This is a genomic window from Herbaspirillum sp. meg3 (genome assembly GCF_002257565.1).
Taxonomy (GTDB): Bacteria; Pseudomonadota; Gammaproteobacteria; order Burkholderiales; family Burkholderiaceae_D; genus Herbaspirillum.
Window position 1 is genome coordinate 3,526,568 of record NZ_CP022736.1, and the last position, 14,939, is coordinate 3,541,506.

General features: G+C 56.8%; 9 protein-coding genes and 1 tRNA gene. 5 read left to right on the top strand and 5 right to left on the bottom strand.

The genetic code is table 11. The features are described 5' to 3' along the window. Positions 1 to 36 precede the first annotated feature (36 nt). The 3 genes from hmeg3_RS15895 (at position 37) to hmeg3_RS15905 (ending at position 2,716) form a co-directional block, all read left to right on the top strand. Entirely contained in the window at positions 37 to 1,581 is a 1,545-nt protein-coding gene (locus hmeg3_RS15895; RefSeq protein WP_094564584.1) for a fumarate hydratase, read from the top strand. Positions 1,582 to 1,648: 67 nt separating this feature from the next. After that, positions 1,649 to 2,518, top strand: a complete 870-nt coding sequence (gene murI / locus hmeg3_RS15900) for a glutamate racemase (RefSeq protein ID WP_232511669.1) — start codon at positions 1,649 to 1,651, stop codon at positions 2,516 to 2,518. A gap of 122 nt (positions 2,519 to 2,640) precedes the next feature. Further along, positions 2,641 to 2,716: transfer RNA gene (locus tag hmeg3_RS15905), tRNA-His, on the top strand. Between the two features lie 462 nt (positions 2,717 to 3,178). Here the strand turns inward: hmeg3_RS15905 and hmeg3_RS15910 are convergent. Together hmeg3_RS15910 and hmeg3_RS15915 are read right to left on the bottom strand one after the other, a co-directional pair. Next, the gene (locus hmeg3_RS15910) at positions 3,179 to 3,847 is read right to left on the bottom strand and encodes a response regulator transcription factor (RefSeq protein WP_232511670.1); all 669 of its coding nucleotides are present in this window, start codon (positions 3,845 to 3,847) and stop codon (positions 3,179 to 3,181) included. Between the two features lie 630 nt (positions 3,848 to 4,477). Then, entirely contained in the window at positions 4,478 to 5,284 is an 807-nt protein-coding gene (locus hmeg3_RS15915) for a ferredoxin--NADP reductase (RefSeq protein WP_094564586.1), read from the bottom strand. A 243-nt stretch (positions 5,285 to 5,527) separates the two neighbouring features. Here hmeg3_RS15915 and hmeg3_RS15920 point away from each other — a divergent pair, with 243 nt between their 5' ends. Beyond that, positions 5,528 to 7,294, top strand: coding sequence for an autotransporter assembly complex family protein (locus hmeg3_RS15920; RefSeq protein WP_094564587.1), 1,767 nt, complete (start codon positions 5,528 to 5,530; stop codon positions 7,292 to 7,294). 39 nt (positions 7,295 to 7,333) lie between these two features. Next, a complete protein-coding gene (locus tag hmeg3_RS15925) occupies positions 7,334 to 11,314 on the top strand; it encodes a translocation/assembly module TamB domain-containing protein (RefSeq protein WP_094564588.1) in 3,981 nt (1,326 codons plus the stop codon). A gap of 105 nt (positions 11,315 to 11,419) precedes the next feature. On the opposite strand, the gene hmeg3_RS15930 is transcribed toward hmeg3_RS15925, so the two are convergent. Genes hmeg3_RS15930 through hmeg3_RS15940 form a run of 3 tightly spaced genes read right to left on the bottom strand, consistent with a single transcriptional unit; the run spans position 11,420 to position 14,784 of the window. Beyond that, complete coding sequence (locus hmeg3_RS15930; RefSeq protein WP_094564589.1) at positions 11,420 to 12,406, bottom strand: magnesium and cobalt transport protein CorA; 987 nt, start codon at positions 12,404 to 12,406, stop codon at positions 11,420 to 11,422. A 22-nt stretch (positions 12,407 to 12,428) separates the two neighbouring features. Then, entirely contained in the window at positions 12,429 to 13,319 is an 891-nt protein-coding gene (locus tag hmeg3_RS15935; RefSeq protein WP_094564590.1) for a DMT family transporter, read from the bottom strand. Between the two features lie 40 nt (positions 13,320 to 13,359). After that, entirely contained in the window at positions 13,360 to 14,784 is a 1,425-nt protein-coding gene (locus tag hmeg3_RS15940) for a DHA2 family efflux MFS transporter permease subunit (RefSeq protein WP_094564591.1), read from the bottom strand. Positions 14,785 to 14,939: the final 155 nt, after the last annotated feature.

Genomic DNA, 14,939 nt, shown 5'->3' on the forward strand with positions numbered 1-14,939 from the left:
TTTCCGCATTATTCATTCAACCCGAGAGAACCAGCCATGACCATCATCAAGCAAGACGATCTCATCGAATCTGTAGCCGCCGCGCTGCAATACATCAGCTATTACCATCCGGTGGATTACATCCAGCATCTGGCGCGTGCCTATGAGCTGGAGCAAAATCCGGCCGCCAAGGATTCCATCGCCCAGATTCTGACCAATTCGCGCATGTGCGCCGAAGGCAAGCGTCCGATCTGCCAGGATACCGGCATCGTCAACGTGTTCCTGCGAATCGGCATGGGTGTGCGCTTTGAAGGTTTCGGCAGCGGCTCCATCGCCGACGCCGTCAACGAGGGCGTACGCCAGGGCTATAGCCATCCGGACAACGTGCTGCGCGCCTCCATCGTGGCCGACCCGCAATTCGACCGCAAGAACACCAAGGACAACACCCCTGCCGTGATCCACATGGAACTGGTGCCGGGCAATACCGTCGACGTGCGCATCGCTGCCAAGGGCGGCGGTTCCGAGAACAAGACCAAGTTCGTCATGCTCAATCCTTCCGATTCGCTGGTGGACTGGGTCTTGAAGACCGTGCCGACCATGGGCGCCGGCTGGTGTCCGCCAGGCATGCTGGGCATCGGTATCGGCGGCACGGCTGAAAAGGCCATGCTGATGGCCAAGGAAGTGCTGATGGACGACATCGACATGTACGAACTGAAGCAGCGCGGTCCGCAAAACAAGACTGAAGAGCTGCGTATCGAACTGTGCGACAAGGTCAACGCTCTGGGCATCGGCGCGCAAGGCCTGGGCGGCCTGACGACCGTGCTTGACGTCAAGATTGCAATGTATCCGACGCACGCGGCATCCAAGCCGGTCGCGATGATCCCGAACTGTGCTGCAACCCGCCACGGCCACTTCGTGCTGGATGGCTCCGGCCCGGCCTACATGGATCCGCCATCGCTGTCCGAATGGCCGGAAGTGCACTGGGTGCCTGACACCGAGAAGTCGAAGAGCGTCAACCTCGACACATTGACCAAGGAAGAAGTCGCTTCGTGGAAACCGGGTCAAACCTTGCTGTTGAACGGCAAGATGCTGACCGGCCGCGATGCTGCGCACAAGCGTATCCAGGAGATGCTGGCCAAAGGCGAGAAGCTGCCGGTCGACTTCACCAACCGCGTGATCTACTACGTCGGCCCGGTTGATCCGGTACGTGACGAAGTGGTGGGCCCTGCCGGTCCGACAACTGCGACCCGCATGGACAAGTTCACCGACATGATGCTGGAGCAAACCGGCCTGATCTCCATGATCGGCAAGTCGGAGCGCGGCCCTGCCGCCATCGAGGCGATCAAGAAGCACAAGTCGGCTTATCTGATGGCAGTCGGCGGCTCGGCGTATCTGGTGTCCAAGGCGATCAAGTCGGCCAAGGTGCTGGGCTTTGCAGATCTGGGCATGGAAGCGATTTACGAGTTCGACGTCAAGGACATGCCCGTCACGGTGGCGGTTGACGCCAACGGTATCTCGGTGCACAACACCGGGCCTGCCGAGTGGAAGGAAAAGATTGCTGCCAGTGTTTCGCTGAGCAAGATTCCTGTCACGACTGCATGATGCTGCTGCAACCAGCAAAGCTGCTGCCGGGTATCGCTGGCGTGATTGAGATGCGGATCACTCCCTGATGAACGGTACAGCTTTGCAATCACATGTAACACCGATGCCGATGGCCGCCGATGCGCCCATCGGCATTTTCGATTCCGGTATCGGCGGTTTGTCGGTGCTGCGTCATGTTCGCATCGCTTTGCCGCAAGAAAAGCTACTGTATTTCGCCGACTCCGGTTATGCCCCCTACGGCGACAAAAACGAACAACAGATCGTGGAACGCTCGCTGGCGGTCGCCGGCTTTCTGATCGAGGCTGGCATCAAGGCGCTGGTGGTCGCCTGCAATACGGCCACTGCCGCCGCCATCCTGGCCATCCGCGAACGCTGGCCACAGCTGGTCGTGGTCGGCATCGAGCCTGGACTCAAACCGGCTGCAGCCCAAAGCAAAAGCAAGATCATCGGCGTGCTTGCCACCCGCAGTACCTTGTCGAGCAAGCGTTTTATACAGCTCCGTGAGCAAGTCGCCGTCAATACCGGTGCCCGCTTTTTATCGCAGGCCTGTGTCGGACTCGTCGACCAGATCGAAAAAGGTGAGCTGCTTGCCGCGACCACTGCCCGACTCGTCGATCAGTACGTCGCCCCGCTCATAGAGCAAGGCGCCGACACCTTGGTGCTCGGTTGCACACATTATCCTTTTGTCCGTACGCTGATTGAATCAGCGGCACGTCATGCCGGCTTGGCGACACCCATCATCATCGATACCGGTGAAGCCGTGACACGCCAGCTGCAACGTCTGCTGGAAGAGCGATCTTTGCTTTGCAATACGGCAGTCGCGCAGGGTGACATGACGGCCTATACGACCGCCAGCGCGGCCACACTGGAAAATGTCTTTTCAAAACTGTTGAAAATGAGACCAGATATCGTGCAGATCAACGGAAAAACGCCGTAGTAAGCGATTTATCGACGGCAAACAAAATAGAGTGACTAATTCATTTGCCATAATGCCAGTAGTTTTGTATAATCTTTTGCTTCACTGATCTGAGACGAAACTTGGTCCCAGGTTATGCAGTGGTGGCTGTAGCTCAGTTGGTAGAGTCCAGGATTGTGATTCCTGTTGTCGCGGGTTCGAGCCCCGTCAGCCACCCCAACACTGCAAAGGCGCTTTTAACATAAAAGGCCTCAACATCTCAGGCAAGAAATAAAAAAATAGCCAAAGAAATCAAAGACCGGATACGGCCTTTTTTGCTTTCTGGACTTGTCTTTTCATCTCTCTGCGCCCTCCCCGCTTTTTCCGCAAATCACACTTGCCCTTTCGTGCGACTTCTCGCGACCGCTTCAAACTTGTATCTGATGCTCCCTTTCGCAAAGCAAATAAGCAATCCGACAAAGCAAAGGCAAATTTACCTCTGAATTCGTTCGCGTATTCAATTGCAAAAAAACACTCTCCGTTGATGCTTGTTAAAGCTCGTACCTTCCAAAGCTGAGCGCAGAAAGGGTCGTCGCAGATTAAACCAAGCCACGATAAATACTGGGGCACGCAACTATCCATACAAAAAGGCCTGCCCATTTTTATCATGGGCAGGCCTCGTCACGACAAGCAGCGACACGTTCAGATCATTCCGGTCGCATACGCATACTTGATCAGATCGGCATCCGTTCCCAGACCCAACTTGCGCATGGCATTGTTTTTGTGGGTGCTGACGGTGCTCGGCGTGCGCGACAAGCGCTCGCAGATATCACTCAGCGAACTGCCGCCGACAAACAAGCGCACCACTTCCAACTCGCTCATCGTCAACTCCTTGTTTTGCGCAAAAGCGTCGCCTTGCGCCCAGCTCATCTCCAGCTCACCACGCAAGGAAACCGGGAAGTACACTTGCTTGCTGGTTTGCGTCGCCATGCAAGCGTTGATCAACTCTTCCGCTTTTTCTTTCTTGCTGATCACCGAAAATACCCCCATACGGTACAGGCGCTTCACCACCGCGCTGTTGCTCATCGCGGTGTAGACGATCAGCTTGGTCGATGGATAGTCATTGCGGATACGCTTGATCAGAACAAAGCCATCCGACTCGTCCTTGTCATCAGTGGGCATGGCAAAGTCAGTAATGACGACTTCGCACGGCGTACGCTGCAATGACTCCAGCAATTTCTCGCCGGTCTGCGCCATCAGGACAATGCGAAATTCCGGCAGGCGGCCCAGTTCATTTTTCAGCGCATTCAGTACGACTGGATGGTCGTCGGCAATGGCGATTTGCAAAACTTTATTCAAAATCAAACTCATGTTTTCTCCTCTTATCGATTCAAGTGCTTAGTTACTCCGGTCGTACTCACCTCGTGCATGTGCGATGCGCCGTTAAAAAAATCGACACTCTTAAAGTGACCCTCAGGCGTTTGGTTCCCGGCATTTTCTTTCCTTGAAGTCGATGTCTGACTTGTCATACGGCAGCACATCGAAAAATATTTTTCATCAAAAATTGAAAACGCAGGGCAACGATGATCTTCAGAATTTATTCGAAACCAAATTCATCACGGGGTGCAGTATAGGAAGGGAGCGCTTCAAAAATCTTTAAGAAAATTCTTATTTTTATAATATTTTTTCTTATCACTCCCATGTTTTTGGAAGAAGCCGATATCTGAAAAATGAAATTGAATGCCGAAAGCGATGTGATTTGATTTTGTTTTTTAATGACACACTCGTCGGGCGCAATGTGGATATACGTCACTATTGATTGAGCCGATCACTCGCCGTGCAGGAAGGACGTACCAAGAAGAATGTCGAGTATTCTGCAATCACGACCAAACCTTGGCCTTCACGAAAATCTCAGAAAGCAACACAAAAAAGGCGATGTGACTTGTCGTCTACATCGCCCATACCCCATCCGGCCAATCCGGCCGGGTCAATACGGTACTGTCACCAATAATCTTCAGTGATGAACTGGCCGCCGCCAGCGCGCCGGCAAGGCCCCAGCCCACGCTCTTTCAATAGCTCGCGCACCTCGGTGATCATTTCAGGATTTCCGCACACCATGAGGCGTGACGATGCCGCCGTAATGTCTATTCCAAGCTTTTTCTCCAGAGTGCCGTCACGCAAGGCCGTGGTGATGCGGCCGTGCAGCCGATTTGCGGCGGCAGGCTCAGCGGCATCGATCGCATTGTCTCGCGTCGTCATCGTGATCACGCGTAATTGCGCGGGCAAATTCTGTGCGACTGCTTCGGCGCGCAAGGCCTCAAATTTTTCCTGATAGGTCAGCTCATTCTCATGGCGCACGCAATGCACCAGAATCAGATTGCGAAACTGCTGCCACACCTCGCGCTGTTGCAGAATCGAAATATACGGTCCCAACCCGGTTCCGGTTGCCAGCATCCAGAAGTCCTCGCCGTCGGTAAAACGATCCGGCGTCATGAATCCGTAGCTGAGCTTTTCCACCCATATCGGATCGCCCGGTTGCATCTTGTCCAGCGCCGAGGTAAACAAACCGCCGGGGACGATGATGGCGTAGTACTCCAACTGGTCTTCGGTTTCCGCCGACGTAATTGAATAGGCGCGCCACACCATCTCGCCATTGACCAGCAATCCCAGGCGAGCAAACTGCCCCGGCGTGAAGCGATAACCGGCCGGACGTGTAGTCCTGAAAGTCAGCAACTTATCGGTCCAGCGGTGGATCGATATCAAACTTTCCTGCGTTGCCTTGTCGGTTGCCGTTGCTTGTTCACTCACTACCCTGCTCCTTCATGTCCACACTAGAGAAAATTCTGAAAATCGTGTCAAATCCCGCGTTTCGGACTCGATTCTTCAGTTTGCCGGATACAATAACGACAAGTTTTGGCCTGCCTGACCGCCGGATAATCCGGGAACTATTTACCCTGGGCAGGGCCTAGTTCAATAGAACAAACAACATCCTAACTGCACTTTCATCTGAGTGCTTTGATTACTACGATTTCAGAATTTACGAACACCCCAATGAAATGGACTTGTCGATTAGCCATTGCTGTTTTGTCGTGTGCGGCCGGATCGGCGCATGCCGCATATAAAGTCGACATTGATGCTCCCGCGCCGCTGCAAAAAATGCTCAAGGAACATCTCGATCTGGTGCGCTACCAGGATCGCGCAGACCTGAGCGACGAACAGCTGCAGTTCTTGCTTGATACCGTCAATGACCAGGTCGTGCAACTGGCATCGACGGAAGGTTACTTCACTCCCAAGACGACAATCAAGGTGGAGCAATCTCAGGACGAGAAAAGCACCAAACACATCAAATTGCAGGTAGAGGCCGGGCCGCAGACAAAGATCAATGCGGTCGACATCACCGCAACGGGTGCTGCCGTGCAACAAGATCCTGCGCGCATTGCCGATATCCAAAAGAACTGGTCTTTGCCGGCCGGCGCGCCGTTCCGCCAGGAAGACTGGGACGCCGCCAAAAATCAGGGGCTGGAAAAACTGCAGCAGCACAAATATGCCGCCGCCCGTATCGCCGAGTCGCAAGCCAGCATTGATCCCGATGATCAGCAGGCCGACCTGACGGTGCAATACGACAGTGGCCCCCGCTTCACGCTGGGGCCATTGCAGATTACCGGCACCAAACGCTATCCGGAAAGCATCATCCGTAACGTCAATCCGCTCAATATCGGCGAAGAATATGACGTCAATCGCCTGCTGTCGCTGCAGCGTCAAATCCAGAACACGCCCTACTTCAGTAACGCCATCGTCGGCATCGACAATGATCCCGAGAATCCCGACATGACACCGGTCAAGGTACAAGTCACCGAATTCCCCACGCAGCGTATCCGCACGGGTGTCGGTTACGCCACCGATACGGGTGCCCAAGTCGAAGGCCGTTATACGCACTACAATGTTTTCAACAAAGCCTACGTCTTCGACAGTCAATTGCGGCTGGAACAAAAACGCCAGTACGGCTTGCTCAATCTGGCCATGCCGCCGGACAGCAAGAACTTCGTCAACAGCGTCAACACCTCGATGGAACGCACCCGCCTCGAAGGCGTCGACCTGCGCAGCCTTCGCGCCGGCATCAAACGCGCGCGCACCGGCGAGTTGTATGACACGGCTTATACACTGACCTATTACCGCGACGAACTGCAACAAGAAAATGGCGCCACCCTGCCAAGCAATACCGTCATTTCTCAGGGCAAGCATCAGGCGCTGGTGCCGGGATTTTCATGGGCGCGCCGCAATGTGGACGATCCCATCTTCCCGCGTCATGGCAATCTGCTGACGATAGAAACCGGTTTTGCGCTCAAAGGTGTGATCACCGACCAGACGTTCGGCCGTATCTACGGCCGCTTCAAACAATACCTGCCGGTCGCCAAACGCGATCTGATCATCTTCCGCACTGAACTGGGCGGCGTCTTCACCAAAGGCTCGGCATCTGAAGTCCCGGCGTCGCTGTTGTTTCGCGCAGGCGGCAATGAGTCTGTGCGCGGTTACAGCTACGACAGCATCGGCAATGAACAAAATGGTACCGTCTATCCGACCAAATATCTGGTGACGGGGAGCGCCGAATATCAACGCTGGTTCACGGAAAAATGGGGGGCTGCTGTGTTCTACGATGTCGGTGCCGCCGCTGATAACTGGAACAACAAAACCTTCTATAACGGCGTCGGGGCCGGTGCACGCTGGCGCAGCCCGGTGGGCTCGCTCAACCTCGATCTGGCCTATGGCGTACAGAAGAAACAAATCCGTCCGCATATTTCGCTTGGCATCGCCTTTTAATTTACGCCTGAATTTACTTCGAATCGATACGACGTACGCATGACCGCACCAACACCATCCACCGCGTCTGACTCTGGCGACAACCAGCAACCACCTGCTTCCGCCCCGCGAAAAAGCAGGCATGTCGGGCGCTGGCTGCTGGCCGGTGTCTTTGCACTATTGCTCGCGCTGACAGCGTCAACGCTCTGGCTGGTCGCTACCGACAGCGGCACCCGCAATGCATGGCAGATTGCCGTCTGGGCGATGCAAGGCAAGTTGTCGGGCAAACTTGTTGGCGGTAATCTGGCCGAAGGCATACGCCTGCGCGACCTGCGCTATCGCGATGCGACCATGCAACTGGATATTGATCGCATCGAATCCAGCTGGCGCCTGTCATTGCGCCAACGCCGGCTGACGGTGTCTTATCTGCATGTGGGCACGGTCGACATCAACAAGCAGCCCACACCGCCAACGCCGACCGTCTTGCCGTCGTCGCTGAGCTTGCCGCTGGCACTGGATCTGAACGATATCTCGCTGCAACAGCTGCACCTGCAAACAGGCACGTCCATCACCGAACTCAGTGGTCTGCAATTGCATGGCACGTCCGACGGTGTGCAACATACGCTGGTGCTGGACAAACTGACCACCGCTTTCGGCCAGGCTACTGCCCTGCTGCATCTGAACGGCAAACGGCCCTTTGCCACCAGCGGCGGTGTGGAACTGGCAGGTCTGTATCAGCAGGAAAAACTACAAGAAAAATTCCAGCTGGCGGCGCAGCTGTCCGGCTCCCTTGAAGAACTTGGCATTGCCCTGACCGCCAGCGGCGACAAGCTCAACGGTTCTGCAGACATCGTCGCCACACCTTTCGCGGCCGTCCCGCTGAAGAAGGCCAGGATCGACCTCCAGCATGTCAATCCGCAAACCTTCAGCTCGGGTGCACCCAAGGCGGATTTACGTCTGCAAGCCAATCTGGCGCCGGTCGCTGGGGCCAGCGCCGACAATTTACGCGTGGCGGGCGATGTAACGATCAACAATGCCATCCCCGGAAGCATCAATCAGCAACGTTTGCCCTTGACGTCCGCCAAAGCGAATGTCGATCTTGGCGTGGACAGCCAACAATTGTCAGACTTGCATATCGCTCTTCTCAGCAAGGCCCGCATCACCGGAAAAGGGCAATTCCGTCCGGCGGAGAAGGCCGGCAGTTTTGACTTCCAGATTGCCGACCTGGACTTGCACGCCATCCATGGCGAGCTTAAACCGACTGCGCTGCACGGCCCGCTCACCGTGCAGTTAAAGCCCGACGCGCAAGACATCGTGCTCAAGCTGCAGGATGCCGTCTACAACGTCCTCGCCGACGCCACCATCAACGCCGACAAAGTCACGCTGAATCACGTGCAACTGACCGCCGCCAAAGCCCGCCTGGAACTGGCCGGCACATTGGGCACGGTTGGTGCGATGGATTATGCATTCAAGGGCAAGCTCAGCAACTTCGATCCATCCCTGTGGATGCGTACCGGTACCGTGCAGGCAAACACCGGCAGCAGATCCATCTCGGCACGTATCAACATGGATTTCGACACCAGCGGTTCGCTGTCGCCGGAACTGCAAGCGAAGCTCGCCTTCAACATCCACGACAGCAGCTACGACAACCTGCCGATGAGTGGCAATGGCAAAGTGCAACTGGCCGGCAAGCGTCTACTGCCCAGCACCGTCGATTTGCTGGTAGCAGGCAATCAGCTGCAACTCAAAGGCGCTTTCGGCGCACCGTCCGATCGTCTCGATGTTCACGTCAACGCGCCTCAGTTGGCACGATTGGGATTCGGTATCTCCGGTCTGCTGAAGCTGGACGGCCAGGTCACCGGCACCATGCAGAAGCCGAACCTGCGGGCGACCTACAGCGGCGAGCAGTTGGCGTTTGGCCAGCATCATCTGAGCAAGCTCGACGGACAAACCGATTTGCAGACCGATCTGGCCGGCGGTGCCGCATCGGCCAACAACAAACTGCAGTTGACGCTGAACGGCGAAGGCTACAAAGGTCCTGATGCCGTGCTCAAACAGTTGAAGCTGAACTTGTCCGGCACCTATGGGAACCATCAGCTTGCGCTGCAAGCCGACGGCCGCGTCAAGGATCAGACGCTGGCGCTGCAGTTCAATGCCCACGGCAAAGTCACCGAAGACAAAGCCGGTTACGGCTGGAATGGTGTCATCGATAAGCTGGACAATCAGGGCTTGCCGCGCATCGCCCTGGCCTCGCCGCTGAGCCTGATGCTGGCGCCCGACACAGTGATCGCCGGTGCGACACGGCTCAATATCGACAAGATGGCCATCGATCTGCGCAGCCTCAGCTATCGGCAGGGCCGTATCCGCTCGGAAGGCAGCGCCAAGGCTGTCGATGTCGGTCGTCTTCTGGAACTGGTGCAAGAAATGACCGGCACACCACCGCCGGTCAAGACCGATCTGGTGTTCGATGCCGACTGGAATTTTGGTCTGGCCGAAACCGCCAGCGGCTATCTGCAGATCGCACGCAAGAGCGGCGACGTCTCCGTCAATACCAGCAGCACATTGGTGGCGCTGGGACTGTCGGCGTTGCAGCTGCGTGTCGACCTCGCGGGGCAGGAAGCAAAGTTTGAGGGGCGCATGGCAGCCAGCCGCATCGGTACGCTGGAAGCCAACGGCCAGGCCGGCTTGATCAGGCAGGATGGACTCCTCGCACTGCTTGCAGATTCGCCGCTCAAGGCGCAAGCCCGACTTAACGTCCCCGAAGTCAAAACCATCGGCGCGCTGCTGGGTCCGCAATACAGCCTCAACGGCAAACTGGCCATGGAGTTGAACGCCGGCGGCACGGTGGGAAAGCCGCGCCTCTCGGGCGCCATCAATGGCGACAATCTCGCGGTGACGCTGTTCGATCAGGGTATCCAGCTCAAGGATGGTATCGCCCGCATCGTGATGGACGACAATGTCATTGACCTGCGTCAGATCGAGTTCCACGGTGGCGAAGGTACCTTGCGCGCGACCGGCAAGGTCCAGCTCGGCGCATCGGATCCGGATCTCAATGCCACTATCGTCGCCGATCACCTGCAACTGTTCGCCAGCCCTGACCGGCAACTGATGCTGTCGGGTCAGGCCAAGCTTGCCAACGTCAATGAACAGTTGCGCATCGATGGCAAATTCGTGGTCGACAAGGCCTTGTTTGATCTCCCAAAAAGCAGCGCACCCAAACTCGGCGACGACGTCGTGATTGTCCGGAAAGACAAGGATGGGAAATCCCGAGCCAAGGCCGGCGCAGCAGCAACATCGAAAGAGAAACTGACAGCCGCAACCGAAAAACCTGCCGGACGTTTCGCCCCGGTGATGAATATCCAGGTCGATCTGGGCAACAACTTCCGCTTCAACGGCAGCGGCGCCGACCTGCGCCTGCGCGGCGACATGACGGTACGCAGCGAACCCTTGATGCCCTTGCGTGCCACCGGCACCATCAACGTCGCAGAAGGCACCTACGAAGCCTTCGGCACCAAGCTCAACATTGAGCGCGGCATCATCAACTTCCAGGGACCGATCAGCAATCCCAATCTGAACATCCTTGCGATGCGCCGCAATCAGGACGTCGAGGCCGGCGTCGAAGTCACCGGCAACGCCAACCAGCCGCGCGTGCGCCTGGTGTCGGAACCGAATGTCCCTGACGACGAAAAACTGTCCTGGATGATGTTCGGCCACGGCAGCGACAGCTCCGGCCTCGGTCAGCGCAGCGCCAGCAGCCAGGCGCTCGCCTTCGTCGGTAATTTTGGCGGCAAGAAGATCGCCAAGGACATTGGCCTCGACCAGTTCTCCATCGGCGCCAGCGAGTCGGGACTCTCCGACGAACAGGTCGTCAATCTCGGCAAGGCGATTTCGGAAAAACTCTCGGTCGGCTACGAACAAAGCCTGACCGGCGCCGCCAGCATCGCCAAGGCGACGTGGCAGTTGTCGCGCCGCTGGTCGGTGGTAGCGCGTACGGGTACCATCAACGGTCTGAACATTCTGTACAACCGTCGCTTCGACTGAAGCAAGATAAACTGATGAGATGAATGTGCAGGCGTAAAAAAGGGCGGAAACATCCGCCCTTTTTATCCTCACCCGCCATCAGGATCGTGTTCCCAAGCCTGCCGACTACAGCCACCCTGCCCTGCGCAACCGACGCCACAACAGCGAACAGCAGGTAAAGATGCCCACCAGCACCACCGGGAAGCTCCATTGCCATGACAGGCCCGGCATATTGGCGAAGTTCATGCCGTACAGGCTGAAGACCATGGTCGGGATGGCCAGAATCGCACCCCAGCCGGCCAGCGTTTGCACGATTTCATTTTGGTGGATGGTGACTTGCGCCAGGTTGATCTGCACCGCCGATTCCACCATTTCACGCAGGCGATCGCCGGTGTCGATGAAGCGCACCACGTGGTCATAGATGTCGCGGAAGTAGACTTTACCCTCCTTGGTGATCAACCCCTCGTGGAAACGCAGCAGCTGCGTACAGACGTCCAGCAGCGGCGACGCCGCCGAGCGCAGCCGGATCAGTTGACGCTTCAATTGGTAGAGCTCTTGCAGATAGGCCTTGCCGGTATTGGCGGCCGGGTCGAAGAGCTGCGCTTCGTACTGGGTAAATTTGGCCTCCAGATCATCCATGATCGGGCGGTAGTTATCGACCACGAAGTCCATGATGGCGTAGAGCACGAAACTGGGACCGCGTCCCAGACGCTCGGGCAGCATCTCGCAATGCTCGCGTACCTTGGCATAACTGCGCGAGGCGCCGTGGCGCACCGTAACCACAAAGCGCGGCCCGGTCAGAATGTGGGTTTCACCGAACTGCACCTCACCGTCGGCCAATTGCGCGGTGTGCAGCACCACGAACAGGGTGTCGCCGTATTCCTCGATCTTGGGGCGCTGGTGAGCGGCGTAAGCATCTTCCACTGCCAGCTCGTGAAGATGAAACTCTTCCTTGATCTTGTTCATCAGCTCGACATTTGGCTCGAGCAGGCCCAGCCAGACGAAGGTGCCGTCTTCCGCCAGTACGTCACTAATTTCATCGAGAGTGATTTCTCGCAGCTTCTTGCCTTTTCTGTAGGCCGTGCAGTTAACGATCATGTTTGCGTCGATCATGTTTTACCTTTTTTAGTGTCGATCAGACGGCCGGCCGGACGATTCTTTGTTTCAGCATTTGTGCAAGCAGCACGCCGATCAACGTAATGCCACCGCCGATTGCATGATACGAATGCACCGACTCGCCCAGAGCCGCCACTGCGATTATGACGGTAAATATGGGAAACAAGTTCATGAACACTGCGGAGTGACTGGCGCCCAGATGGGCGACGCCGTTCATCCACAGAATCTGCGAAATGATCGATGCGGCAATCGCTGCATACAGCAGCAAGGGCAGATTGGCCGCCGTCACCGGCGAATATGGCGCCAGCAAGAATGGCGGGAACAACAGCACCACCGCAATCCAGATCTGCAGATACAGAAGATGCCACGAGGCAATCGGCAACGCCCATTTGCGCAGCAACACACCGTATAGAGCGTAAGCTACCGTCGCCAGCAACATGAGGATGTCGCCGAACACCACGCCGTGCTCAAACAATTGCATCGGATGGCCTTTGCCGATCAGAATCATCAGGCCCAGCAGAGATAGTACGCCGCCCACCAACGTGCCCCAGGTTGGCGGTTCGCGCAAAAACAAGCTGCTCAACAGCAAGGTCAGCAAAGGCATCAGCGAAGCAATCATGCCCATGCTGGTCGCAGACGATGTCGCCGCGGCGAAGTAGGCCAGGCTCTGATACAGCACCATGCCGAGTAAGGCCAGCACAAGGATTTTCGGCAGATGCGGCTGTATCGTGCGGCGTTGCCGCCAGACCGGTTTCAGCAAAAACGGCGTCAGAATCAGTCCTGCCAGCAGCCAGCGATAGAAGGAAATCGCCGCCGGCTCGATCAGGCCCGCCGACATTTTGCTGACGACCGTGTTACCGGCCCAGATCAGGACTGCTCCGAGGGGAAAGACGCTGTATTTGAGTTGCATGTCGTGAGTTTTTCCAGCGATGGTGCTGATCTATGCTGACTTATACCGACGTCGGCTTTGCAGCCGAGGCAGAGTCGGAAGCGCGACCGGCCAGTTCGGCGCCGGCATTGGCGGGCAAGCGCATCAGCAAGGGAATCGAAAACGAAGCCGCCACCGCGACCGTCAGGAAGGCTGGCCAGAAGTCCTGCGCCACCAGCGTTGCATGTCCCTGCAAATGGTTTGACGTCTGCAAGGCGAAACCGCCCAGCACCACGCCCATCCCCACCGACAACTGCTGCGCCACGCTGGCGATGCTGGTGGCCTGGCTCAGCTTGTGCGTATCGACGTCGGCGTAGGAAATCGCATTGAGGCTGGTGAATTGCAAGGAGCGGAAACAGCCGCCGATCAGCAGCACGATCAGCATCACGGCGTAGGGCGTGGTCTGCGTAAACAAACCGATAGCCGCCAGAGAAATCACGCCGCAAGTGCCGTTGATGATCATCACGCGGCGGAAACCATAGCGCTTGAGGAATTTTGCCGCGATCGTCTTCATGAACATGGCGCCCGCAGCCGAAGCGCAGGTCAGCAAACCGGAGTGGAAAGCCGTGAAGCCAAACCCGAGCTGCAACATCAGCGGCAGCAGAAAAGGAATCGCGCCGATCCCCAACCGGAACAGCGAACCGCCACCAACACCTGCCTGCAAGGTCGTGATCTTCAACAGGTTCAGATCGATCAACGGATATTCGGTACGGCGTGCATGCCAGACATAGACCACCAGCGACAACACACCAATCACCACACACGCCAGCGAGATCCCGCCAGACACCAGATGGCGTCCGGCAGTCGCCAGCCCCATCATCAGCAGCGAACATCCCAACGCCGACAAGATGAAACCAGGCCAGTCAAGCGGTGCGACCTGCGCTTCTTTCTTGTTTTCAATGAAGCGCGTAGCCAGATACAGACCAAGAATGCTGATCGGAATATTGATGAAGAAAATCCAGCGCCAGTGAAAGTACGTCGTAATGAAACCACCCAAGGGTGGCCCCAGCACAGGACCGAACATCGCCGGAATCGTCAGGTAGCTGAGCGCCTTGACCAGATTCGCCTTATCCACGCTGCGCAGGATGACCAGCCGTCCGACCGGCACCATCATCGCGCCGCCGATGCCCTGAAAGAACCGCGCCGCGACAAACTCCGGCAGATTCTGCGAAATGCCGCAGAGGATCGAACCCATCATGAACACGCAGATCGCCGAACGGAAAATTGTCAGCGCGCCGAAACGATCCGCCATCCAGCCGCTGATCGGAATGAACACCGCCAGGCTGACCAGATAAGACGTCAACGCCAGCTTGAGCGAAATCGGGTCGACCGCCATATCCACCGCCAGCACCGGCAGCGAAGTGGAAATCACGGTGGAATCCATCTGCTCCATGAACAAGGCGCAGGCAACGATCAGGGGAATGGTGAATGTGCGCGGAAATGCCATCGGACGAAATGAGAGTGGAGAATGGGTCTTGATTGCCGCTATCCGGACGACCGATCCGGATACGGGGAACTGCTCTGCAGTATACCGTTTAAGCTATGATGCTGCCGGGCACGCAGATCAGACGGGTATCCCCTCTCCGCCTGCAATGCGCCATA

What these genes read in the sequence shown, in the direction of transcription:
- hmeg3_RS15895 (WP_094564584.1), top strand. Translation starts at nt 37, where the DNA reads ATGACCATCATCAAGCAAGACGATCTCATCGAATCTGTAGCCGCCGCG.
- murI (WP_232511669.1), top strand. Translation starts at nt 1,649, where the DNA reads ATGAACGGTACAGCTTTGCAATCACATGTAACACCGATGCCGATGGCC.
- hmeg3_RS15910 (WP_232511670.1), bottom strand. Translation starts at nt 3,847, where the DNA reads ATGAGTTTGATTTTGAATAAAGTTTTGCAAATCGCCATTGCCGACGAC.
- hmeg3_RS15920 (WP_094564587.1), top strand. Translation starts at nt 5,528, where the DNA reads ATGAAATGGACTTGTCGATTAGCCATTGCTGTTTTGTCGTGTGCGGCC.
- hmeg3_RS15925 (WP_094564588.1), top strand. Translation starts at nt 7,334, where the DNA reads ATGACCGCACCAACACCATCCACCGCGTCTGACTCTGGCGACAACCAG.
- hmeg3_RS15930 (WP_094564589.1), bottom strand. Translation starts at nt 12,406, where the DNA reads ATGATCGACGCAAACATGATCGTTAACTGCACGGCCTACAGAAAAGGC.
- hmeg3_RS15935 (WP_094564590.1), bottom strand. Translation starts at nt 13,319, where the DNA reads ATGCAACTCAAATACAGCGTCTTTCCCCTCGGAGCAGTCCTGATCTGG.
- hmeg3_RS15940 (WP_094564591.1), bottom strand. Translation starts at nt 14,784, where the DNA reads ATGGCATTTCCGCGCACATTCACCATTCCCCTGATCGTTGCCTGCGCC.